Source organism: Sinorhizobium kostiense (genome assembly GCF_017874595.1).
GTDB classification, from domain to species: Bacteria; Pseudomonadota; Alphaproteobacteria; order Rhizobiales; family Rhizobiaceae; genus Sinorhizobium; species Sinorhizobium kostiense.
This window is the reverse complement of sequence record NZ_JAGILA010000005.1, coordinates 379771-403304: the sequence shown is the minus strand read 5'-3', so window position 1 is coordinate 403304 and position 23534 is coordinate 379771. Positions and strand designations below refer to the sequence as shown.

Sequence of the window (23534 nt, the reverse complement as noted above, 5' to 3'; positions counted from 1 at the left end):
CTCAAGGACGCCGGACCATGCAGGACAAGATCGACCAGCTCCGAACATCGCCTGTCGCGCCCCAATCACTTTTCATCGGCGGCGCATGGCGAGAACCGACCGGCGGCGCTGTCATTGACGTCATCTCTCCGATCGACGGTCGCAAGCTGACAACCATCGCCGATGCCGGCGCCGAGGATGTGGACCTCGCGGTCCAGGCGGCACGAGCCGTCTTCGAAAAGGGTACCTGGTCGAAGGCAGCACCCGCGGAGCGCAAGAAGGTCCTCCTTAGGATTGCCGAACTGATCGAGAAGAACGCTTTGGATGTCGCAGTGCTCGGTGTCCGCGACAATGGCACCGAGATCTCGATGGCACTGAAGGCCGAGCCGGGTAGTGCCGCAGCGACATTCCGCTATTATGCCGAGACAATCGACAAGATCTATGGCGAGATCGCGCCGACGGCTGAAAACGTGCTGGGGCTGGTCCACCGCGAGCCGGTTGGCGTCGTCGCGGCGATCGTGCCTTGGAACTTCCCGATGATGATCGGCGCCTGGAAGATCGCCCCGGCGCTTGCAGCGGGCAATTCGGTGGTGCTGAAACCTGCCGAGGGCGCCTCCCTGACGCTATTGAAGCTTGCCGAACTCTGCGCCGCGGCCGGCCTCCCGGAAGGCGTCCTCAATGTCGTGACCGGCAGAGGTTCGGTATGTGGCGAGGCGCTCGGCCTGCACAGGGACATCGACGTCCTGGCCTTTACCGGCTCTGGCAGCGTCGGCCGCAGGCTGCTTGAATATTCGGCGCGTTCAAACCTCAAGCGCGTCTATCTCGAACTCGGCGGCAAGTCGCCCAATGTCGTCTTTGCCGATGCGCCGGATCTCGACCTGGCGGCCAGGGTCTCCGCCCACGCCATCTTCCGAAATTCCGGACAGGTCTGTGTCGCCGGTTCGCGGCTGCTCGTGGAAAAAGCGATCAGCGAGGAGTTCTCGGAACGGGTGGCGAAGATCGCCGCCAGCCTCAAAGTCGGCGATCCGCTCCAGCTCGCAACTGAAGCCGGCGCCATCGCAAGCGACATCCAGCTCGAGAAGGATCTGAGTTACGCCGGGCAGGCGCTCGCCGAGGGCGCTGTTTTGCGCACGGGGGGCAAGCGAATTTTGGAAGAGACCGGCGGTTATTACATGCAGCCGACCGTGTTCGATGTCAGTCAGGGCATGACCCTGGCAAGGGAGGAGGTCTTCGGACCCATTCTGTCGATCATTCCGTTTGAGACCGAGTCGGAGGCGCTGCAGATTGCCAACGCCACCGAATACGGCCTTGCCTCAGCCGTTTGGACCGCGAATCTCTCCCGTGCCCATCGGATGGTCCGCGGCATCCGTGCTGGCGTCGTGCACGTCAACACCTATGGCGGCGCCGACAACACCGTGCCGCTCGGCGGCGTTCGGCAGTCGGGCAACGGCCACGACAAGTCGCTACACGCGTTCGACAAATATGTCGATCTGAAGACGGCATGGATTCAGCTGTGAAACAAGTGCGTCAGGCTAGGCTATCCCGGAGCGGGTGCCGCGTTTCCGCCGATCACACCGATCTTCAACCCGTCACTTATCCTCGCCCATCTTTCCGGAATAGCCGTGCCGGGCGCAGAAGCGATCAAGCTCCCTCTGCTCCGGTGCCTGCCCGGTGAAAATCTCGACATATTCCGGGATGCGTTTCATTCGGACGGAGACGTCTTCCCGCGTCTGCATCGAGATGTACCCGATCTGCACCAGATAGATCGTGCGCGCCCGAACATCGGCGTGTTTCTCGCCATAGCCGAACCGCAGGAACATGCGCGACAGGGCCCCAAGGCGCTGCTGATCGGCGATTTGAACCTGCGCCAGGATTTCGGGCGATTGGAGAGCCCAGCTTCTCACAGCGAACTCGAACTGCGAGTCGAAGAGCTCGCGGTTGAGCCAGCAATCGAAGACGTTCAGCATCGCCTCGGCAACCGTCTCGGCATAGGCCTCGGCTTGTTTGACAAGATTGCCCGTATTCTTCTCTCGCCAGCGCGAGATCAGGGCCTCGAGCAGTTCCTCGCGGTCCTTGAAGAACCAATAGAAGCTCGTCCGCGACAGGTTCAGCTTCTTGGCCAGCGGCTGGATCTTCACAGCATCGATGCCGGCCTCCAGCAGGGACTCGTAAGCCGCACCCAGCCAAACATCCGGGGAACCGCGCCAACCGCTATCGTTCATGGTCTGCTCCATGGTTGCCTCCTAGCAGATCGAGGGAGGGCCTGCAAGAAAATGTACAGAAATGTCTATGAAAACGACCTTTATGGTCGATATCTTGACACATATGTACATTGCCGATTACGCTTCTGAACATCTCTAGATCGGAGCCCGGCAGATGTCGAACGACCCCCTCCTTCAGCCCTATCGGCTCAAGCACCTGACGCTGCGCAACCGCATCATCGTAACCGCGCACGAGCCGGCCTATCCGGAGGATGGCATGCCGAAGGAGCGGTATCGCGCCTACACCGTGGAGCGCGCGAAAGGGGGAGTGGCGCTGACGATGACCGCCGGTTCAGCGGCCGTCTCGAAGGACAGCCCACCGGTGTTCAACAACCTGCTCGCCTACAAGGACGAGATCGTGCCATGGATCAGGCAGATGACCGACGCCGTGCACGAAGAGGGTGCGGCGATCATGATCCAGCTCACGCATCTCGGCCGTAGGACACGGTGGGACAAGGGCGACTGGCTGCCGGTTGTCGCCCCCTCCCGTCACCGCGAAGCGGCGCACCGCGCCTTTCCCAAAAAGCTGGAAGACTGGGATATCGAAAGGATCATCAAGGACTTTGCAGACGCGGCCGAGCGCATGAAGGCAGGTGGCATGGATGGTGTTGAACTCGAAGCCTACGGGCACCTCATCGACCAGTTCGCGTCGCCGCTGACCAATGAGCTCGACGGACCTTATGGCGGGGGCTCGCTCGAAAACCGCATGCGCTTCTGTTTCGACGTCCTGAAGGCGATACGGGCGCGTGTCGGAGACGACTTCGTCCTTGGCGTCAGATACACGGCCGACGAATGTCTTCCCGGCGGCACCGGAAGGCAGGAAGGTCTTGAGATTTCAAAGCGCCTCAAGGAAAGCGGGCTCGTCGATTACCTGAACGTCATTCGCGGCCATATCGACACCGACGCCGGCCTCACCGACGTGATTCCGATCCAGGGCATGGCCAATTCGCCCCATCTCGATTTCGCGGGCGAAATTCGCGCCGCGACGAACTTCCCGACCTTTCACGCTGCCAAGATTCCAGACGTCGCGACGGCGCGCCACGCGATCGCGTCCGGCAAGGTCGATATGGTCGGGATGACCCGTGCGCATATGACGGACCCGCACATCGTGCAAAAGATCATCGAGAAACGGGAAGAGGACATTCGCCCCTGCGTCGGCGCGAATTATTGTCTCGATCGCATTTATCAGGGTGGCGCCGCCTACTGCATCCACAACGCCGCGACGGGACGCGAGCTGACGATGCCCCACACGATCGCGAAGGCCAAGGCCCGCAAGAAGGTCGTGATCGTCGGTGCTGGACCTGCCGGCCTCGAGGCTGCGCGTGTGGCAGGCGAACGCGGCCACGAGGTGGTGGTCTTCGAAGCAGCCAATGATCCCGGCGGGCAGATCCGTCTGACTGCGCAAAGCGAACGCCGGAGAGAAATGATCAGCATCATCGACTGGCGGATGAGCCAGTGCGAGAAGCACGGCGTGACCTTCCACTTCAATACCTGGGCGGAAGCGGAGACGGTTCAGGCGGAAAATCCGGATGTCGTCATCATCGCCACGGGCGGACTGCCGCATACGGAAGTGCTTTCCAGGGGCAACGAACTCGTGGTTTCCGCCTGGGACATCATCTCAGGCGACGTCAAGCCGGGCACGAACGTGCTGATCTTTGACGACGCGGGCGACCATGCCGGCCTGCAGGCCGCCGAATTTCTCGCCAATGCCGGTGCCAAGGTCGAGATCATGACTCCCGACCGCTCCTTCGCGCCCGAGGTCATGGCGATGAACCTGGTGCCTTACATGCGCTCCCTGCAGGAGCTGGATGTGACCTTCACGGTCACCTATCGCCTGGAAGCAGTCGCAAAGAGCGGCAATCAACTCGTCGCCCATGTCGGCAGCGATTATGGCGGGATCGATAAACAGCGGACGTACGACCAGATCGTCGTCAATCATGGTACCATTCCGCTCGATGAGCTCTATTTCGAGCTGAAGCCGGCCTCGAGCAATCTCGGCGAGATGTCGCATGAGCAACTGATCGCTGGCGAGCCGCAGTCCGTCGTCCGCAACCCGCAAGGCAGGTTCCAGCTCTTCCGCATCGGCGATGCGGTTGCGGCGCGTAACACGCACGCGGCTATCTACGACGCCCTTCGCCTTCTCAAGGATATCTGAAGCTTTTGCATGTCTCCTTAACTCGGCCTCGGGACAAAGACTTGCAGCGCTTCAAAGTGCTACAGCGACAAACATCGAAAGCAGCATGAGCCGGGGAACGCACAGCCGCCACAGCAGCGGTTGCCGCAGGGCTCACGCGCCCTATATCGCCCTCGATGAATATAGATGATGAGAGCGAAACTGCAGTTCGGCCGCCACCTCCCGACTTCAACGGTTCGGCCTTGGAAATCTTTTCCATAATAGAGCAACAACCGAGCCGCTCGGCCCTTTATCTCGACATCGACGGCACGCTTCTCGACATTGCTCCGACGCCGGAGGCGATCGTCGTGCCGCCCGGGCTTGCCGACCAGCTTGCGGCGCTCGCAGCGAAACTCGACGGAGCCGTGGCGCTGGTCACCGGCCGCAGCATCGCCCGCGTCGATGCCCTCTTCGAGCCGCATCGTTTTCCGGTCGCGGGCCTTCACGGCGCCGAAATGCGGCTGCCGGACGGCGGACTTGTCGAGCCGGCGCTTTCGTCCGCCTTTCTCGCGGCAAAGGAAGAATTGCGGGCCCGCTCGAAGGATCTGGAAGGCGTGATTTTCGAGGACAAGGGCGCGGCTGTCGCCTTGCATTTCCGGCTTGCGTCGCATCATGAAGCGGTCGTCGGCGCCCTGATGCAGCAGGCGGCCGCAAGCACCGGCGAGCACTGGGCGCTGCAGCACGGCAAGATGGTCGTGGAACTGAAGCCCGCCCGATCCGGCAAGGGCGAGGCCCTCGAGAGGCTGATGGGCACTGCGCCCTTTCGCGGACGATACCCGATCGCCGTCGGCGACGACCTGACCGACGAGGAAATGTTTGCGGTCGCGGCCGCGGCGGGTGGCGCAGCCATCCGCGTCGGGGATGCTGCCGCTCCGACGGCCGCGCATGCATGGATCGGTTCGCCAAACGAGCTGCGTCGGCTTCTTGCTTCCATTGCTCGCCAACCGGAAGGGAAATGACATGGCTCGACTGATCGTCGTCTCCAACAGGGTTCCGCTGCCCGACGAGCACGGCTCGCCCCCGCCGGGCGGAATGGCGATTGCGCTTAACGCCGCGCTCAAGAAGAAGGACGGTCTCTGGATGGGCTGGTCGGGCGAGGTCAAGGGCGAAGAGGAGCCGCCGGCGCTCATTACGCGGGAGGCCGGCGGGATAACCTATGCGCTGACCGATCTCGCGCAGAAGGATCTGGACGAATACTACAACGGCTTTGCCAACAGGGTGCTCTGGCCGATCTTCCACTGCCGGGTCGATCTTGCCGAATATGCCAGGCAGGAAATGTCCGGTTACTACCGGGTCAACCGTCTCTTCGCGGACCTGCTGATGCCGCTTCTGCAGGAGGACGACGTCATATGGGTGCACGACTACCACCTGATCCCGCTGGCGGAAGAACTGCGCAGGCGCGGCTGCCGCAACCGGATCGGCTTCTTCCTGCATATCCCCTGGCCGCCGGCGGACATCCTCTTCACCGTGCCGATCTACGACACCTTGCTGCGCGGGCTTTCCTCCTACGACCTCGTCGGCTTTCATACCGGCTATGACCTCAGCAACTTCGCCGAATGCCTGCGACGAGAGGGCTGCGGCGACCTCGTCGAAGGCGGCTTCTGCCGAGCCTATGGACGGTTGTTTCGCTGCGGCGTCTTTCCGATCAGCATCGATACGGCCGAGTTCGAAAGCCTGGCGGATCAGGCCGCGCGCGATGAGGCTCTGCAGGAGAACTATCGCAGGATCGCGGGCTATGACGTCGTGATCGGCGTCGACCGCCTCGATTATTCCAAGGGCATCGACCAGCGCATCGTCGCCTTCCGCCGTTTCCTTCAGGCCAACGATCATCGCATCGGCAAGACGCTCTTGCTGCAGATCACCCCGAAGTCCCGCTCGGAAGTCCCGGAATATCTGGCGATGCAGAAGGACGTCGCGGAACTCGCGGGGCGCGTCAACGGGGATCTCGGAACCATCGACTGGGTGCCCGTGCACTACATCAACCAGTCCCTCGGCCGCCCGGAACTGGCCGGTCTCTATCGCATGGCGCGCGTCGGCCTGGTGACGCCGCTTCGCGACGGAATGAACCTGGTCGCGAAGGAATATGTCGCCGCGCAGAACCCGCATGATCCCGGCGTTCTCGTGCTCTCACGCTTTGCTGGCGCCGCCAGGGAACTTGAGGGAGCGGTCCTCGTCAATCCCTATGACCCGGAGTCGATGGCGCACGCGATCGAAAGGGCGCTCGTCATGCCCCAGGATGCGCGGATCGAGCGGTGGCGGGCGATGATGGCGAGGCTTCGCGAGCACGACGTCTATCGCTGGTGCGACGACTTTCTCTCATGCCTGCATCAGGCTCAAAACACCGCCAGATAGCGCAGCAGCGACAGGACGCCGATGATGATCACGATCGCCTGGACGATCTGCTTCGTGCGCCCATCCAACGGCAGGCGGTTCACAAGATAAAGCACGAGGATGACGACAAGAAAGGTGATCAGGATGCTGATCAGAATGGACATGCGATCTCCCCCGAATGAAAACCTTCGATAATTACCTATGGGAGGTTTTGCAGAAGAAAAGGCCTGCTACCGGTGATGGCGGCGATGGAACTGTCCCGGACGCGACCCGGATACAAAAAGGCGAGCCCGCCGGTTGAGCGGACTCGCCTGTGATCTGAACTTGGAAACCGTCAGGTCCGCGGCTTCAGGTTTTCCGGGTCGTAGAGCGGCTTATAGCCGATGCCGACCACCTCGACCGGATAGGTCTCGGCGAAATACTCGACATTGAGCCTGCGACCTTCCTGGCAATAGGCCCACGGCAGGTAGGCAAGCGCGATGTTCTTGCCGATCGTCGGGCCATAGGCGATGGAGGTGGTGTAGGAGCGACGGCCGAGCTCGTCGACCAGCACCTCGCCGGTCTCCGGATCCATGACCGGCAGGTTGCCGACCGGGTAGCGCTTCACGCCGTTCCTGTCGGTGTTCTCCGTCATGACGAGCGTGCAGAGCATGGCGGGCTGGTGCTCGCGCGCCTTGTACTCCAGATGCTTCGCCTTGCCGCGGAAGTCTGCTTCCTTGACCTTCGGACGGGCAAGGTCGGCCTCGATGAGGTTGTACTGGGTAAGAAGATCCGCGTTCTGCAGGCGCAGGCTCTTTTCCATGCGGCGCGAGTTGGCATAGGTCTCGACGCCGAAGGCCATGACGCCCGTGGCGCGCAGCGCATCCCAGACGGCCAGGCCGTCCTCGTACTTCATGTGCAGTTCCCAGCCCTGCTCGCCGACATAGGAGATACGGAAGGCGGAGACCGGCTTGCCGGCGATCTCGATCTGCTTGATCGCGGCAAAGGGGAAGTTCTCAGGATCGAGGCCGGCCGGATCGGCAACGACCTTCTTCAGCGTTTCACGGGCATTGGGCCCCCAGATGCCGATGGTGGTGAACTTTTCCGAGACGTCGGTGATGGTGACGTCGAGGCCGCGGTCTTCCGCGACACGGCGCATGTAATGGAAGTCGCGCGGGCCGGCATCGGCGCCGTTCACGAGGCGGCAGCGGTCGGCCATGCGGAAGACGGTGAAGTCGGCCCGAACCATGCCCTCGTCATCGAGGAAGTGGGTGTAGATGCCCTTGCCGATATTGCCGTCTCCGCCGATCTTGGCGGCGCAAAGCCACTCGAGAAGCTCGACGTGGTCCGGGCCCTCGATGTCGACCATGTGGAAGTGCGACAGGTTGACGATGCCGCAATCCTCGCTCATCGCCAGATGTTCGGCGTTGGAAACGCGCCAGAAGTGGCGGTTGTCCCACTCGTTCTCGCGCACCGGAACGCGGTTGCCGTATTTTTCGAGGAGATGCTCGTTGGCGGCATAGCCGTGCGCGCGCTCCCAGCCGCCGAGTTCCATGAAATAGCCGCCGAGCTCCACCTCGCGCTCGTAGAAGGGCGAGCGCTTGACGTTACGGCCGCCGGCATAAGGCTCGCGCGGATGCACGGCCGGGAAGTAGATCTTCTGCGCCGCCTCGAAGCAGCGCGCCTCGATGAACTTCTCTTCAAGCTGGTGGGGGTAGAAGCGGGCGTAGTCGATCGAGGCATGGTCGATTTCGGTGCGCCCGTCCGTCATCCAGTCGGCGATCAGCTTGCCGTAGCCGGGACCGTCCTTCACCCAGATGGCGACGCAGTACCAAAGGCCGCGCACCTTCTGGCTCTCGCCGCAGGAGGGGCCGCCGGCGGCCGAGACCTGCAAGAGGCCGTTGAAGGAGTGGCCTTCGTTATAGCCGAGCTCGCCGAGGATCGGTGTCAGTTCCATGGCGCGCTCGAGCGGCTCGATGATCTGCTCCATCTCGAGGTCGCGCTGCGAGGGCGACAGGCGTGCCTCGTGCTTTTCGAGAATGTCGCGGGGATGGCAGAGGCGCGGATTGGTGGCCTCGTAATAGCCCCACTCGATCTGGCCGCCCTCGGTGGTCTTCGGGTCGCCGGTGTCGCGCATATAGGCCGAGTTGCCCTGGTCGCGCAGCAGCGGGAAACCGATTTCCTTCCCTGTGCCTTCGAATTCGTTGTACGGGCCGAAGAAGGTGAGCGGATGGTCGACTGGCATGACCGGCAGGTCTTCGCCGACCATTTCGGCGATCAGGCGGCCCCAGATGCCGGCGCAGACGACGACATGATCGGCCATGATCGTGCCGCGATGCGTGACCACGCCTTTGATGCGACCGTTCTCGACGAGGAGCGAAGTCGCCGGCGTATTGCCGAAGACCTTGAGCTTGCCGGACTTTTCCGCCGCATCGACCAGCTTGCCGGCTACCGTCTGCGAGCGCGGGATGACGAGGCCGGCATCCGGGTCGAACATGCCGCCCATGACCTGATCTTCCTCGATCAGCGGGAACATCTTCTTGATTTCGGCCGGCGAGACATAGTGCGCGCGGGTGCCGAAGGCTTTGGCGGAGGAAAGCTTGCGCTTGATCTCCTCCATCCAGGTGTGATCACCGGTGCGGGCGACTTCCAGGCCGCCGATGCGGGCGTAGTGGCCCATCTTCTCGAAGAAGTCGATCGAGTATTGCGTCGTCCAGACCGAAAGGTAGTCATGGCTGGTCGTGTAGCAGAAGTCCGAGGCATGCGCCGTCGAGCCGATGTCGGTCGGAATGCCCGACTTGTCGATACCGACGATATCGTCCCATCCGCGCTCGATCAGGTGATGGGCGATCGACGCGCCGACGATGCCACCCAGACCTACGATTACGACTTTCGCCCTTTGTGGAAACTCTGCCATGGATTGCGACCCTAGTTGGTGTTTGGCCGGATATTAGAGCGTGCAGCGACGCGATTTGAGCCTGTCTACGACATTATCATCATGCTGCACGACCAGCGGCACGGGAGCCCGCGCGGGACGTTTCCGCGGGGCGGCGCGAGCGATGCAAGGTCGCTTGGCGAGACCCGCCGTTCTGGGGGCGGTTATCTCAAGCTCCCAGCCGACAAGGCTATGCGCCCCGACCCTGGATCGCGGCTTGCCAGATGCCGTGGGAGGGCTGACATATCTCCGCTCAATATATGTTACAAGAGCTGTTGCAGGATGATGTCGGGATGGTTTTTTCCGTTTGTTCGCAACGCTTTATCTATACTTACCCCGACGGGATTAATCCTGTTTATCTCATGACATGATACAAGAACGGGCATACTTTAGGCGACACTAATTGGTTGCACAATCCTGGGGGTTGACTCGTGTCCATCTATTCAGGAACGCCGCGCCACAACGGCGGCAGTGCGCCGACCGGGATCGTCATTCAGCATCACACGCTCGCACGTACGGTCATAGTGACCCTTCTCGAGCGCGAACTCGTCGGCTGGAACATCCTCGACATGGTTTCGACCGAGGGCCTCGACCGGGCCGTCGGGATGGACGTACGCCTGATCACGCTCGACCTGGCGGGAAGATGCGTGGGCAGCCGCAGCTTGCCTGCCGAGCTTGCGGAAATCCGGGAGCGATTTTCTGATGCGCCGGTGGCCGTGCTGGCGGACACGGACGACATGGCGACAGCCGCTGAAGTGCTCAAGATGGGGGTTCGCGGTTTTTTCACGCCATCGATCCGGATCGAGCTTGCGCTCGCCGGCTTGAGACTGGTTCTCGCCGGCGGCATCTTCTGTCCGGATCCGCTGCGAGCGATCAAGGATGGCGCTTGCGCCAATGACGACGATGGCCAAGAACCGCAATCGGTCGCGCGCGGAAGCGAATTCGCATTCGCCAACTTCACGCCGCGCGAGGTTGACGTGCTTGCCGAGCTCAGATGCGGTTCTTCGAACAAGGTCATCGCCGACAAGCTTCATCTCTCCGACCACACCGTGAAGATGCATCTGCAGCACATCATGCGCAAGCTCCAGGTGCAGAACCGGACGGAGGTTGTCGCGCTCCTGGGGGGACGTTCGGGCGGCGGTGGGAATGGCGGGAGCGCAGCCGGAAATGTGGTCAGTGCGGCGTCTTTTCGAGCATTTCGCTGAGCGTTGCCGCGGTCAGCATGGCCTCGGCGAGCAACGTCTTCAGCCTTTGATTCTCCTGCTCCAGCGCCTTGATACGCTTGGCGTAGATGTCCGAACCCTTAAGCTGCGACGACTGCCAGCGGTAGAAGGTCGGCGCGCTGATGCCGTGCCGATGGCAGACATCCAATACAGTCGCGCCGTCTCGATGCTCTTTGAGTATACCCATCACTTCTTCGTCGTTGAATTTTCGCTTGCCCATCTTCGTTTCCTTCGAGGCGCGACGTGACTCCCAACGCACACAAAGGCGGATCCTTCGCGGTCCACCCGCACCGCCAAAGCTCCGACCGACGCCCCAACTGCTCAGTTCTCCCGAAACGCCCTGTTGAAACTGTCGAGGAGTGGCTGCAATGCATAGATCGCCACGCTGCTCGTTCCGGTCATGATCATCGTCTGGACGGGCATTCCGGGGATCATCTTCACATCGGCCATTCTTTCCAGCCGCTCGTCCGTCACGCGGATGGTCGCCGCGTAATAGGAATGCCCGCTTTGCCGATCGACCAGATGATCCGCAGAGACATACTCGACCGTTCCCGTGAGGAGGGGGACCCGTCTCTGATCATAAGGGATGAGATGGACCTGGGCCTCGAGTCCCGGATGGACCTGATTGATGTCCTCCGGCTTTATCCGCGCCGCAACGACGAGCCGGGCGGCGCCCGGCACGAGGTCGGCCAAGGGCTCTCCGGCGCCGATGACGCCGCCCGCCGTATGGACGCGCAGGTCCATGATGATCCCGTCTTCGGGTGCCCGGACCTTGGTCCTCTCCAACTGGTGGTCGATCGCGAGCAGGCGTTCGCCCAACTGCAGCAGCTGGCTCTGCGTGTCGCGCAAGGTGAGAGCGACTTCGTTCGAACGATCGCTACGCAGCTTGACGAGATGGGCCTGAGCCTCGCTTATCACCTGATGGGCGCGCGAGATGCGGGCTCCAACTTCGCCGATCTGGCCGCCGATATCGGCTCTTTCTCGCTCCAGCATGAGGACCCGGCTTATTCTTTCCAGGCCCTTCGCCTTAAGCCCCGAGGCGGTCCTGAGCTCCCGGCGGGAGATATCGATTCTTTCCATCAAGGCGACCTTCTGGGCGCTGAGGCCCGCGATCTCCTCCAGGACCTGCTTGATCTTCTGCTGCGTGATCGCGGTTTCCGAACGCATGACCTGCCGCCGCGCGTCGAATATCTTCTGTTGCCCGGCCAGAATGTCCTCGACCGCCCGATACTTGGCCGCGAGTTCCACAAGGTCCGGCGGATAGGCGATGTGATCGGAGCCTTTCTGCTCGGCGGTCAGCCGTGCACGTCTTGCTTTCGCATCCCACAATTGCCAGCGCAGACCGTCGCGCTCGGTTCGCGGTTTGGTGTCGTCGAGCTCGATCAGAACCTCGCCGGCGGCGACGGCGTCGCCGTTCTTGACGAGAATCCGCCTGACGATGCCGCCCTCGAGATGCTGGATGATCTTGCGGTTGGTTTCCGCCTCGACGATGCCCGAAGCAATGGCCGCGCTGCTGAGCGGCGCATAGGTCGACCACGCGCCCAAGCCGATGACGAAAACACCGACCAGCAGATTTCCCGTCCAGACGACCCGGCGCAATCTCGACATCGGGGATGCGTCTGCAAGCGTCAATGGGGCGTTGGCAAAGGGGGAGGAGGCCGGTATGGCGGCCGCCTCGCAAAGCCGTCCGTCGATCTCCTGTCCACGGGGCCGGTCGAAGGAAGGTTCGATCCTCATGAGTTGCATGGGTCTGGCGCCTCCTTCGCGAGATTTTTTAAGCGAGCTGCAGCCGCCTGACGTCGCGCCAATCTGGCAAGAACAAGCATCTGGGGGCCCGAACGCATGTGAGCGCATCCCACTCTTAGGTGCCCGACCGGGCTGGAGATTGAAGATAAGTATCGAAGATCCAGTCGCTGTCGCCGAACGCCTCCATCGCGCCGTCGCGCATGATGGCGATCTTGTTCGTGACCGGGAGGATCCCCATGCGATGGGTGATGACGACGACCATCATCCGCATCGCTCGCATGCGGCTGATGGCGGCGAACAGCCTGCGCTCGCCTTCGTAGTCCAGGCTCGAATTCGGATCGTCGAGAACGACAAGCGCGGGATTGCCATAGACCGCCCTTGCCAGCCCAAGCTGCTGGCGTTGAGCACGCAACAGCGATGAGCCGCCTTCGCCGATATCGGTGTCGTATCCCTGCGGCAGCCGCATGATCGTGTCGTGCAACCCAACGAGCTTGGCCGCCTCGACGACCTTGCCGGCATCGGTGCCGTCCAGCCGGCCGATGACGTCCTTGACCGCGCCGCCGAACAGTTCGATGTCCTGCGGCAGGTAGCCGACAAGGCGCATGCCGCCGTAGAGCGGCAGGGCCGAGATATCGACGCCGCCGAGGAGCGCGCAGCCGAAAGTCGCCGGCTGCACGCCGGCGATGATCCTGCCGAGCGTCGATTTGCCGGACCCGGACGGTCCGATCAGCGCCAGGCAATCGCCGGGCACGAGCCGCATGCTGACGCCGTTCAATATCTGGCGATTGGCCGGAGCAAGCACATAGCCGACGCGGTCGAGCACGAGGCCGCTCCCCTCCGGCATCGGCACCGTCCTGACCCTGTTCTCGGCTACGACCGCGACCAGCATGCGGTTGACGCGATTGAAGGCGGCATAGGCAAAGGCGACGGCGCGCCACGCGCCGATGGCGCCCTCGATCGGCGCGAGCCCCCGGCCGAGCAACAGGCTCGAGACGAAGATAATGCCCGGGTTCCCGTTCTCCTCGAGGACGAGCCAGGTCGCAGCGCCCATCATCAGGATCTGCGCGAGCATGCGAACGGACTTGGATAGCCCGAGGATGATCTCGGCCCGCTGCATCGCGCCGTCCTGGGCATGTCTCGCCGTCTCCGCGTCGCGATAAACGAGCTGGGTGGCACCGTTCAGCATGTTCATGGCGCGGATGACCTGGATATACCGCAAGGCGTTTGCGAAACGCAGCTGGCTGCGCGCGAGTGCGGCGCTTGCCTGCGCCAGCGGCTGCCGCGTCGCCAATTCGGTGAGGACCGCCATGAGAAGCAGGGCAACCGCGGTCATCAGGCCGATGGCTCCGAGCACCGGGTGAACCAGAAACAGGAGAAGCAGGAACACCGGCGCCCATGGAATATCGAAGAGCAATGCGCTGGCCGGCGCATCGAGGAACTGGCGCAAGTTCGACAGGTCCTTGTAGCACTCGTTGGCGAGGCCCGCATCGGCGCGCGCTCCGCATTCGAAGCAGGCGGTGAGCACGACCGGCCGCAACCGGTGATCGAGCCAGCTGCCGATCCGCGTAAGGGCGGCCCGCCTGACGATGTCCAGGATAGATCCGACCACCACGGCCGCCGCGATGATCAGCGTCAGCATGATGAGCGTGTCGGCGCTGCGGCTCGAAAGGACGCGATCGTAGATCTGCAGGAGGTATATGGAGGGGGCGAGCAGGAAGAGGTTATAGCCGCAGCTATAGAGGAAAACGAGGCAGAAGGCCCCGGAGCAGGCCCTGAGGGCCGTGACCAGATGGGTGGGAGACTGCGATCCTTTAGAATTCGTCGTCATTGTCAGATCTCGGCATGTCGATCCTGACACGGTCGTCTTTTCTGCTGCGTGATTCCTTCTGTCGGAATCGGCCTTAAGTCACTGGGTGGTTCGAAAGTGTAAAGGGCCGAGCCTTGACCGCCTCACCGGGGGCGCGGCGAAGAAGAGGACCGCCGGCAATGGCCGGCGGTCCTCGTCAAGTATCAGATGCCGATGTCGGCGATGTTTCCGAATGTGTTGTTGATATCGTCGAGAATATTGGTGACCGCCGTGGTATTCGTCGTGGTCGTGGTTTCCGCGATCGGGTTCGAGTGAACGAGGGCAGCGGAAATATCGCCGCCAACGGCCGCATTGCCGGAGCCGCCCGCGCCGCCCACGCCCGCAAGGATCGTCGCATTTTGACCGGCGACGAGCGTGGTGTTCTGCGTTGCGGTCGTATCCGCGTCCACGGCCGCGACGTTGCCGCCGCTGTTGTTGGTCTGGCTGCCGTTCGAGTTGGCACCGCCGGCGGCGCCGCCGATGCCGGTATTGGTGAGAGTTGCCAGGACGGCGACCGGTATCTGGACGACGTCGCCACCATCGGCGGTGCCCGCGGTCCATCCGGCGGTCTGGCCGACGAGATCGCCGTTGAAGACCGTGGGGGCGGAGCCAATGACAGTCTGCGTATTGGCGACAAAGGCAGTCGGCGTGTAGTTGACATCACCATTATTGGTGCCGTCGCCGCCGTTGCCGGCATTCGCGTCGCCCGCGGTGGGATTGGTCAGGTTGATCGTGTCTGTCGAAAACTGCGCAATAGGCATGGCGTCGCTCCTTTGCTGTTTGCCCCGTTGATTTGAGCGGTTCGATGCCAGGGGACACCGCCCGCGGGCGGGGACACGACGAGGCTATGGTGCGCGTCATCTCGAAGAGCGGCCAGCCGGATATTCGGGGACGTTCCTTTGGCTAGGGTCTATTTCGGACGGATGTGGCGCCGCGGCCGAGCCGGCGCGCAAGGCGAAGCACCGCCCTCTGCCCTGCCGGGCATCTCCCCCACAAGGGGGGAGATCGGACAGAGGCGCAGCGCACCCAACATCAAGGGCGCAGGTGCCGAAGCACTTGATCGAGGCAATAGCTGAATTGGTAGAGCGCTGACGTCGCCGCTTGCCGATCTCCCCCCTTGTGGGGGAGATGCCCGGCAGGGCAGAGGGGGGTGTCTAGCTGATTGCTCCGCAATCAGGCGTTCACGTAATCCAGAACATCGCCGACGAGCGCCGAATTGGCATCCGCGACATTGCCTTCGCCGCCTGCGCCGCCGATGCCGCCGATCTGGGCCGTGTGCTGGTCGACGAGCACCTGGTTGAGCTGGTCTGCCTCGGCGGTGCCGCCCGCCGGGACGGCGATGCTGATCGGGTGGAAGTAACCGATATCGACGTCGACCATGCTGCCGTTCGAATAGCCGTTGCCGCCGCCGCCGCCATTGCCACTCGCGCCGCCGGTGAAGATCGTGTCGGAGGCGATGTTGAAACCGCCGCCGGCGCCGCCGATCCCGGCAACCTGCATGCCGCCCTGATCGAAGATCACGTTGTTGGTCTGGGTCGCCTGGGCGTCGCCGCCGGCCGCTCCGACGGCAATGTTGATCGGCGAGAAGACGGCAACATTGACGTCGACCATGCTGCCGATGAACGTGCCGTCGCCGCCATGGCCGGCATAGTTGTCGCCATTGAAGGTGAAGGTCGTGCCCTGGGACGGTGTGCCGCCTGCAACGTTGTGACTGCCGCCCGCGCCACCGACGCCGCCGACCTGGGTCGCGCCCTGGAGGATCGCCGCATTGTTCGTCTGGTCGGCCGTCGCCGACGCCCCCGGTCCGGCCGCAACCGCCGTGTTCACCGGAGCGAACACGGCGACATCGGTGCTCAGGAGGCTGCCGAGAAAGGTCCCGTTGCCGCCGTTGCCGGCGAGATTTGCGTTGCCTGTGTTGCCGATCGCGACATTGCCGCTTCCGCCGTCGCCGCCAAGCCCGGCCATTTCGGTAGCATGCTGGTTGATGAGCGCGTTGTTGCCTTGGTCGGCGCTGACATTCGTCTGCGGGCCTGCGATCGCCAAATTGGAGGGGGTGAACAAGGCGAACGTGTTGCTGCTGATCGTTCCGAGGCTCGTGCCGTCGCCGCCGTTTCCAGCAGCGTTTTGGCCGGAATTGTCCGCAACATCGAGCGGAAGCCATGTCGGAACCAGTGCGAGATGCCCGGCGGCGACGGTGCTTTGATCGGCACTTGCATCACCTGACAAGGGAGGACGAGATTCTGCCATCGTCGTATCTCCAACCGACCGCAACGGCGCGCAGCGGCCATTAGCGCTGACCCGCTATCTTGCCGCCACGCCTGGGAAAATGAGAGCCTGCAATTCGTCTACGCCCATTCGGGGAGCTTGACGGGGGGTGGGGGGTGAGGGGCGTCGGCATGAATCCTCGGGTCAAGTCTGGCTTGACCCGAGGATCCATGCACAACCCAGCAACCGAAGGGAAGTCGCCGGCCTTCCCGCTAGCTGGAATGTGCCGCAGGCGTTTATGCTCCAGCCGGCCGCAACGCCATCACTGCCAGCGCCGCTCCGACCATGATGACGCCGTAGGGGATCTTGCGGGTGGTGCGGATCTCCTCAAGGCGTATCACAACCGCATAGTGAGCGAATTGCAGCGGCAACGGCAGCTTCAAGGCCAGCATCGTGAGCACGCCGCCTATCAGGAGGAACATCGCGAAGGGCAGCATGGCGTACCAGCCGATGAAGAGGCCGATCGGCAGGAAGAGCTTGGCGTCGCCGGCGCCGAAGAGGCGGAAGCACCAGAGGGCGAAGCCCAGCGCAAAGAGCAGGAGGCCGGCGGCGAGGTCGCCGCCGATGCCGTTTAGGGAGAAGAGCGTGGCGCCGAGATCTTCCTCAGTCAGCAGTCCCAGGGCGCCGCCGGCCTGTTTCGCCGTCATGAGCCGCAGCGTGGCGTCGAGCGCGTAGACGACGATCAGCGCCAGCACGGTGCCATTCGGGATCTTCCAGAGTCTGAAATCGCTCCAGGCGGCATAAAGAAAAAGGAAGACCGAGGTGATGGTGATAATGTCGATGCTTGCAATCATGTTATTCGAGGCCCCTCGGGTACGGTCGAAATTGCTTATTTTCAAATCTTTTTTTGGTGGCTTCTAATCCGTTCGGGTTAGAAAGGCGTAAAGCCGCTAATCATGACGTAATAATTGTACGACTAATTCTAATCCGACGCGTATTATCTTAATGTTCTATTTTAACCATAAGATTGAGACGCCGTAAATGGCTACATCTTAGTGGTTGACGAAGTAGTAGTTAACGGTTTATTAATTCTACCCATCGACGAGGTGGTCTCGACGATGGCGCGGACCGGGGGAAATTGCGGTCACGCGAAGTATTTTTGAAAGGATTTCTCGATGAAAGCTGTAATGTCTACAGTACGCGCTTTCGCGCGGGAAGAAGATGGCGTCGCGCTGTCGGAATATCTGGTGCTCCTCGGTCTGCTTGTCGGTGGCGTTATCGCTGCTGTCACTACTGTGAGCGGCAACCTGGCATCTGCGTGGACCTCGTGGGGAACTTTCTTCACCAACGAGCTGAGCTGCACTCCCACTGCTACGACAACTTGCTAAACCGTTGCGTCAAAGGCGATGGAGGTAGCCTCCATCGCCTCAGTTTTTGTTTATTGTATTCTACTATTTCTTTAAAGTAGCGAGTATTGGCTCATGCGTCCCTCGACCCTCACTAGTCTTGCTGTTGCCATTTCACTTGCCGGCGTGGCGGTCTTCGCGACGCGCACCTATCTTGCCGATCAGCAGGCGCGGCTTGCGGCCTTAAATGTTCCCAAAGCTGAGGAGAGGACGCTTGTCGTCGCCGCCCAGCCCATGCGCTTTGGCGACCGAGTGCTGCCAGAAAATCTGAAGACTATTCCCTGGCCCTCTGCTCAGCGGCCTGACGGCTCGTTCCAGACTGTCGAGGCGGTCGTTGGCGACGAAACGAAGCCACGCTATGCCATGGAGGCGATCGACCCAGGCGAGCCGGTGTTGACCTCGAAAATTACCGGCGCCGGCGAGCGGGCAACGCTTTCGGCTGCGCTCGATCCGGGCATGAAGGCTATTTCCATCCGCGTCAACGACGTCCTCGGCGTTGCGGGTTTCGTGAGGCCGTCAGATCGTGTCGACGTGCTGCTCACGCGGGTGGTTCGGAACCAGGAGAAAAACAGCGACGAAACCTTTGTCGACGTGCTGCTCCAGGGCGTGAAGGTGTTGGCAGTGGACCAGACTGCGGACGAGCGGAAGGATGAGCCTTCTGTCGTCAAGACCGTCACCTTCGCGGTGAGCACAGCGGAGGCGCAACGGCTAACGCTCGGCGCCAGCATCGGCACGCTGTCACTGGCGTTGCGCAACATCGCTTCTGCCTCCGTCGAAGAGACGCGGCGCTTGACCATGGCCGATCTTGGCGGAGGCCCTGCCGCGAACGAGCTCGGCGGCCAGGTCATCGAGGACAAAATGAAACAACCTGTTAAAGAAAAGCAGTTACAAATTGTGGAACGTAAAGTAGAACCGGACTTGCCGATTCAGCCAAAATGGGCGACGGTCGGCGTCTGGAACACGACGCAGCGCGAGGAGCACCGAGTCGGTTTGATCCAGTGAGAGGATGATGCGGTTTGCCGCCATCTTGAGCGGCCGAACGAGGAGCGGAGCGGGGATGTTGAGCGGAATGAACTGGGGGGCGGCGCGAACCAAGGCCCTTGCGGCGACAGCTGCGGCAGCGATTGCCCTCGGTTGCTGGGGAAGCGGCTTCGTCGGCTCCGCCGATGCCCAGGAACAATATATCAACCTCACGGGGTCGGTTGAGCAGGTGACCTTGCCGCCGAACGACACCGTTACCATCAGAACGAGCAAGGCCTTTGGCGACCTGGTGATCGGCAGCGCGGAAATGATCGACGTAGTACCGCTTTCCGACGAGTCGCTCTTCATTCGCGGCAAGAATCTCGGCGCCACCAATATCTCGATTTATGACGACAACAAGCAGCTGATCGGCGTCATCGACGTCCGTGTGGCCAGCGATTTCAGCGAAGTGGCGGCCGCGGTCCGGGCCGCCGCACCCTCGGCCAAGATCCGTGTCTTCAATTCCAACAATCGCATCCGGCTCGCTGGCACGGTTCGCGACGCGGTCGAGTTGCAACGGGTCGTGGAAATAGCACAGGCCTATTCCGAAGTGCCGGTCATGAACCAGCTCCGTGTAGCCGAATCGCAGCAGGTGATGCTGGAGGTGCGAATCCTCGAGGCTTCGCGCCAGACCGGGCGGGACCTCGGCATCGGCTGGGCTGGCAGCAATCCGAACGGCAGCAAGGGTGCGATTTCCTCCCGCGTGGGATTGACTACGGACCGCGACGGTCAACTAGCCTTCAGCTTGGCTGACGGTGCGGGCGCCGCAACCGGCATGTTGCCTTTCGGGCAGGCTATCGCAAAGGTGCTGGAGATTTCCGGGACGCGAATCGATATCGTCATCAACGCGCTGGAGCAGAAGGGTCTTGCGCGCCGGCTGGCGCAGCCGAACCTGATCGCCATGAGCGGCGAGACCGCGAGCTTCCATGCGGGCGGAGAAGTGCCGATCCAGAGGACGGTGGCGAACGGCGCGACGGTTGCGACCGAGACGGACTACCGGCCCTTCGGCGTGCGGCTCAGCTTCACGCCGGTGGTGCTCGATGACGGCCTCATCAGCCTGAAGGTCCAGCCGGAAGTCTCCGAGATCAATCCCGCGATCACCGTCAACGGCAATCCAGGTTTCACCTCGCGCGCGGCGAGCACGACGGTGGCGCTACGCGACGGCCAGAGCTTCGCGATGGCCGGTCTCCTGCAGTCGGTCAATGCCAAGGACGTCGAACAATTGCCCTGGCTGGGACAGGTTCCGGTGATCGGGGCGCTGTTCCGCTCGACAAGCTTCCTGAAGCGCGAAACGGACCTCGTTATCGTCGTCACGCCTCATGTCGTACGGCCGGCGAGGCCGGGCGAGGATCTTTACAGCCCGCTCGAACAGACGCGGTCTTCGAACGACGCGGAGCTTTTCGCGCTCGGCATCCTGGAAGTGGACAAGGACATGTTGCGGCGCTTTCGCAATGGCGAAGGCGTGAAGGGGCCCTATGGCCACCGTCTCGATCTTGATGTGGGAGGCGAACTTGCCGTTGCAAAGAAGTAAGCGCGCATTCCTGGTTGTGGCGGCAATGGGCCTGCTTTCCGGCTGCGCCGATTATCTCAACCATCGCGACACGATCACCTTCGGACTCGGCAATGCGGTGGAAGCCAACAAGGGCATCCACATCAAGGAGCCTTTCCCGCGGGTGGCGCAGAACACGCACATTCCGAGCGACGGCAAGGTGATCAATAGGGTGATGCGCACCTATCAGGGTGGTGGACAGACGAGTGCGCCGCCTCCGTCGGCAGTGATACTGCCGGTGGCGACGCCGCCGAACGGAACAAACTCCGTCGCCCAATAAAGGACTGGGCGAGGAACTGAGCAGCGGCAATTAGAGCCGGGAGTGAATATTAGGCTCATCATGGTCTCGGGCTGAAACCGGGACCAGGTGATCCGGCAAGAGATTTTAAGAATTTGGACGCGGGCTGCGGGCGGATAACCGCTGATATTTTGAAGATTCCGCCCTTGTTTTAAGCATGTGGTCGTCCGGAGCGCTTCGCACCGGCGACAGACAAGCCGTGGCGGATGATCCGTCGCGTTCCGAGGGGCATGCCATGTTGAATAAGGCAATCAAACGCTTCCTGGATGATAACCGTGGCTACGTCATCGCCTTGACGCTGATTTCCATGCCGCTTCTGCTCGGCTTTTCGCTGATGGTCATCGATGTCGGTCGTACGGGCAATCTCCACACCGACCTGCAGAACGCCGCCGATGCCATGGCGCTTACCGGCGCCCGCGAGCTTGACGGCCGCGATGATGCGATCGACCGGGCCAATGCGGCGATCGAGGCACTTGCCAACAGCGCCGCCTTTGGTGGCGGCGGCACGGGCATGTCGCTCGGCTCGCATATTACCGTGACTTATGATGCCGGAAACGACGCCGGCAGCACGGTGACGGTCACCTATCTCAAGGAAATTCCGGCGAGCGATGATGATCCGATTCCTGCGTCGATGGAGACGACCGATCCCAACGAGGCGTCCTATGCCCGCGTCGTCGCCAAACCGCAGGCGATGACGACCATCTTCCCGGTACCGGTCGGCTTCAATCGAAATACGATCAACGTCGCCGCCGAGGCCGTGGCTGTCTATCGCGCCAGCGCTTGCGACGTGACGCCGATCTATATCTGCAATCCGTATGAAAACGCGTCAGGCACCAACAACGAAGAGGCGGCCGACCTGCTGCACACCAATTTTGCCGCGGGCAATCTCTATGGCGTGCAGATCGAGCTGCACAGCACGGCCTCCAGCTCGCCCGGCCCCGGCAATTTCGGATTTCTCTCGACCTACGGAAATGGCGCGAATGTCCTCGCCGAAGCGTTGGCGACCGGGTCGCCGGGCGTGTGCTACAAGCAGGACTCCCTGGAGACGAAAACGGGTGCCAATGCCGGTCCCGTGGAAGCCGGTCTGAACACCCGCTTCGGCTTCTACGGCGGCTCGTTCAAAAGCGCAAGCAATGATGGCCGCTACCGGCCGGCTCGCAACGTGCGCTCTGCGCAGACCCAGACGGGCGGCGCCAACAAGATCTGCGGCGACTATAATCCGGTCATGGCCGGAAGCACGGTCGGAGACGTGACCCAGGCCGTACCTCTCGGTTATGGTGCCACGATGAGCGCGCTCGCCGGCGGCAAGATCAGCACCGGCAACAATTGGAACTACGGGAGCTACTGGAACGTCGCGCACGGGACGGGTGCCCCTTCGACGACTACGATCCTCAGCAATCACTCCAGCTTTCCGTCGCCGACCGGCCCGCCGTCGCAGCCCTCGGCCTACGACGTCTATCGCTACGAACTCGACAATGCCACGTTGCTTGATAATGCCTCCGCCAATGGCGAGAAGGGAGCGCCCCTGACGGGTGGGCAGTGCTATGGCGGGCCGGACCTTTCGAACTACAGCGACGGCGAGTACGGCGACCGCCGGGAGATTTTTGCGGCCGTCGTCAATTGCAAGCACGAGTATAATTCGGGGCGCCTGACTGGGCACAGCACCGATACGAAAGCGATCGCCTTCGCCCGCATGTTCTTGACCAAGCCGGCAATCAAGGAGAGTAGCGAACGCTATCTTTCGCTCGAAATGATCGACATCACCGGCAAGGGCGGGCGCGGCACGCTCGACGAATTCCTGCGTGAGGAAGCGGAGCTCGTTCGATGACTGCGTTCAAGAAATTCCTTCATTTGCGGACGAAGCGCACCTTCTGGTGGAAGGAAGAGGGTGCTGTTCTTGCCGAAGCCTTGGTGGCGGTGCCCTTCGTGACGCTCTTTGCAGCCGGAATCCTCGAATTCGGCAACGTCATGTGGGAGCGGATGCAGATCGATGCGGGCCTGCGCGACGCCGGCCGCTATCTCTCCCGATGCCGGCCGACTTCGCCGACCTATACCGCGACCTGCTCGGAGGCGACCGCGAAAACCATTGCTTATTACGGGACGCAAACCCCGGCTGCAGGTGCGGCGCTGCGCGTTCTCGGCTGGGGCCCTGATCTCGCCGACATTACAGTGAATCCGGCCGGTGCTGACGGCACATTCACCATTTCCACGGCGCACCAGTATGTGGCCTCTCCGCTATTCGGCTGGCTCGGCATCGACGCCATAACCATCAGCGTCTCGCATGAAGAGAGGTACATGGGATGGTAACCGAACGGGCACAACAAAGACCGTTGCGTGATTGGATGGGGCGGGGCGCTGCGTTCGGCAATCACACACCCACCCCATTCCTGTGCTCGTCACAGGATTCCAGCAGCGCCGCGTCGGCGGCGCAGAAGGATCACTATTGGGGGCGAGCGAGCGTTCATTTCGGCACGTGGAAGGGAGTCCTTCACGGTGCGGACGCACCGTGGCTGGATCCCTGTGACGAGCACAGGGATGAGGGAGGTGCGGCCTGTGCCACGACACTCGGTGCATCGGCCCGCC

Annotated in this window: 20 protein-coding genes; 11 read left to right on the top strand and 9 right to left on the bottom strand. The window is 62.2% G+C overall.

What is annotated here, in order from left to right; all coding sequences use genetic code 11:
• The first annotated feature begins 17 nt into the window (after positions 1–17).
• Positions 18–1496, top strand: a complete 1479-nt coding sequence (locus J2Z31_RS19705; protein ID WP_209603681.1) for an aldehyde dehydrogenase — start codon at positions 18–20, stop codon at positions 1494–1496.
• A gap of 72 nt (positions 1497–1568) precedes the next feature.
• Here J2Z31_RS19705 and J2Z31_RS19700 read toward each other — a convergent pair whose 3' ends face one another.
• Complete coding sequence (locus J2Z31_RS19700) at positions 1569–2213, bottom strand: TetR/AcrR family transcriptional regulator (RefSeq protein ID WP_209603679.1); 645 nt, start codon at positions 2211–2213, stop codon at positions 1569–1571.
• A 142-nt stretch (positions 2214–2355) separates the two neighbouring features.
• On the opposite strand from J2Z31_RS19700, the gene J2Z31_RS19695 reads away from it, so the two are divergent.
• From J2Z31_RS19695 to otsA, 3 genes are all read left to right on the top strand, one after another.
• Positions 2356–4395 carry an NADH:flavin oxidoreductase gene (locus J2Z31_RS19695; protein ID WP_209603677.1) on the top strand — a complete coding sequence of 680 codons (2040 nt, stop codon included), beginning with the start codon at positions 2356–2358 and terminating at the stop codon, positions 4393–4395.
• Positions 4396–4550: 155 nt separating this feature from the next.
• Positions 4551–5372: a trehalose-phosphatase gene (otsB, locus tag J2Z31_RS19690; RefSeq protein WP_209603675.1), complete on the top strand. Its 822-nt coding sequence runs from the start codon at positions 4551–4553 to the stop codon at positions 5370–5372.
• A gap of 1 nt (position 5373) precedes the next feature.
• A complete protein-coding gene (otsA, locus tag J2Z31_RS19685; protein ID WP_209603667.1) occupies positions 5374–6765 on the top strand; it encodes an alpha,alpha-trehalose-phosphate synthase (UDP-forming) in 1392 nt (463 codons plus the stop codon).
• Here the strand turns inward: otsA and J2Z31_RS19680 are convergent.
• The gene (locus J2Z31_RS19680) at positions 6747–6908 is read right to left on the bottom strand and encodes a Thivi_2564 family membrane protein (RefSeq protein ID WP_209603665.1); all 162 of its coding nucleotides are present in this window, start codon (positions 6906–6908) and stop codon (positions 6747–6749) included. The two genes, otsA and J2Z31_RS19680, sit on opposite strands and share 19 nt — an antisense overlap.
• A 170-nt stretch (positions 6909–7078) precedes the next feature.
• Complete coding sequence (locus J2Z31_RS19675; RefSeq protein WP_209603663.1) at positions 7079–9640, bottom strand: GcvT family protein; 2562 nt, start codon at positions 9638–9640, stop codon at positions 7079–7081.
• A gap of 449 nt (positions 9641–10089) precedes the next feature.
• Here J2Z31_RS19675 and J2Z31_RS19670 point away from each other — a divergent pair, with 449 nt between their 5' ends.
• Entirely contained in the window at positions 10090–10863 is a 774-nt protein-coding gene (locus J2Z31_RS19670; protein ID WP_209603661.1) for a response regulator transcription factor, read from the top strand.
• Here J2Z31_RS19670 and J2Z31_RS19665 read toward each other — a convergent pair.
• The 6 genes from J2Z31_RS19665 to J2Z31_RS19640 form a co-directional block, all read right to left on the bottom strand.
• On the bottom strand, positions 10832–11101 hold the full coding sequence (locus J2Z31_RS19665; protein WP_209603659.1) for a transposase: 270 nt from the start codon (positions 11099–11101) through the stop codon (positions 10832–10834). The two genes, J2Z31_RS19670 and J2Z31_RS19665, sit on opposite strands and share 32 nt — an antisense overlap.
• 101 nt (positions 11102–11202) lie before the next feature.
• Positions 11203–12627, bottom strand: a complete 1425-nt coding sequence (locus tag J2Z31_RS19660) for an HlyD family type I secretion periplasmic adaptor subunit (protein ID WP_209603657.1) — start codon at positions 12625–12627, stop codon at positions 11203–11205.
• A gap of 115 nt (positions 12628–12742) precedes the next feature.
• Entirely contained in the window at positions 12743–14455 is a 1713-nt protein-coding gene (locus J2Z31_RS19655) for a type I secretion system permease/ATPase (protein WP_209603655.1), read from the bottom strand.
• 182 nt (positions 14456–14637) lie between these two features.
• On the bottom strand, positions 14638–15234 hold the full coding sequence (locus tag J2Z31_RS19650; RefSeq protein WP_209603653.1) for a PE-PGRS family protein: 597 nt from the start codon (positions 15232–15234) through the stop codon (positions 14638–14640).
• 412 nt (positions 15235–15646) lie between these two features.
• Positions 15647–16720, bottom strand: a complete 1074-nt coding sequence (locus tag J2Z31_RS19645) for a hypothetical protein (protein WP_209603651.1) — start codon at positions 16718–16720, stop codon at positions 15647–15649.
• A 254-nt stretch (positions 16721–16974) separates the two neighbouring features.
• Positions 16975–17532, bottom strand: coding sequence for an A24 family peptidase (locus tag J2Z31_RS19640; protein WP_209603648.1), 558 nt, complete (start codon positions 17530–17532; stop codon positions 16975–16977).
• A gap of 321 nt (positions 17533–17853) precedes the next feature.
• On the opposite strand from J2Z31_RS19640, the gene J2Z31_RS29385 reads away from it, so the two are divergent.
• The 6 genes from J2Z31_RS29385 (at position 17854) to J2Z31_RS19615 (ending at position 23258) form a co-directional block, all read left to right on the top strand.
• Positions 17854–18066 (top strand): Flp family type IVb pilin, encoded by a 213-nt coding sequence (locus tag J2Z31_RS29385; RefSeq protein ID WP_234939527.1) that lies wholly within the window; start codon positions 17854–17856, stop codon positions 18064–18066.
• Between the two features lie 93 nt (positions 18067–18159).
• Positions 18160–19086: a Flp pilus assembly protein CpaB gene (gene cpaB / locus J2Z31_RS19635; protein ID WP_209603646.1), complete on the top strand. Its 927-nt coding sequence runs from the start codon at positions 18160–18162 to the stop codon at positions 19084–19086.
• Positions 19087–19141: 55 nt separating this feature from the next.
• The gene (locus J2Z31_RS19630; protein ID WP_209603644.1) at positions 19142–20635 is read left to right on the top strand and encodes a type II and III secretion system protein family protein; all 1494 of its coding nucleotides are present in this window, start codon (positions 19142–19144) and stop codon (positions 20633–20635) included.
• Positions 20601–20933, top strand: coding sequence for a pilus assembly protein (locus tag J2Z31_RS19625; RefSeq protein WP_408022047.1), 333 nt, complete (start codon positions 20601–20603; stop codon positions 20931–20933). Before J2Z31_RS19630 ends, J2Z31_RS19625 begins: the two co-directional genes overlap by 35 nt.
• 253 nt (positions 20934–21186) lie before the next feature.
• The gene (locus J2Z31_RS19620; RefSeq protein ID WP_209603640.1) at positions 21187–22779 is read left to right on the top strand and encodes a TadE/TadG family type IV pilus assembly protein; all 1593 of its coding nucleotides are present in this window, start codon (positions 21187–21189) and stop codon (positions 22777–22779) included.
• On the top strand, positions 22776–23258 hold the full coding sequence (locus J2Z31_RS19615) for a TadE/TadG family type IV pilus assembly protein (RefSeq protein ID WP_209603639.1): 483 nt from the start codon (positions 22776–22778) through the stop codon (positions 23256–23258). The genes J2Z31_RS19620 and J2Z31_RS19615 overlap by 4 nt, the downstream gene beginning before the upstream one ends.
• The last annotated feature ends 276 nt before the right edge of the window (positions 23259–23534 follow it).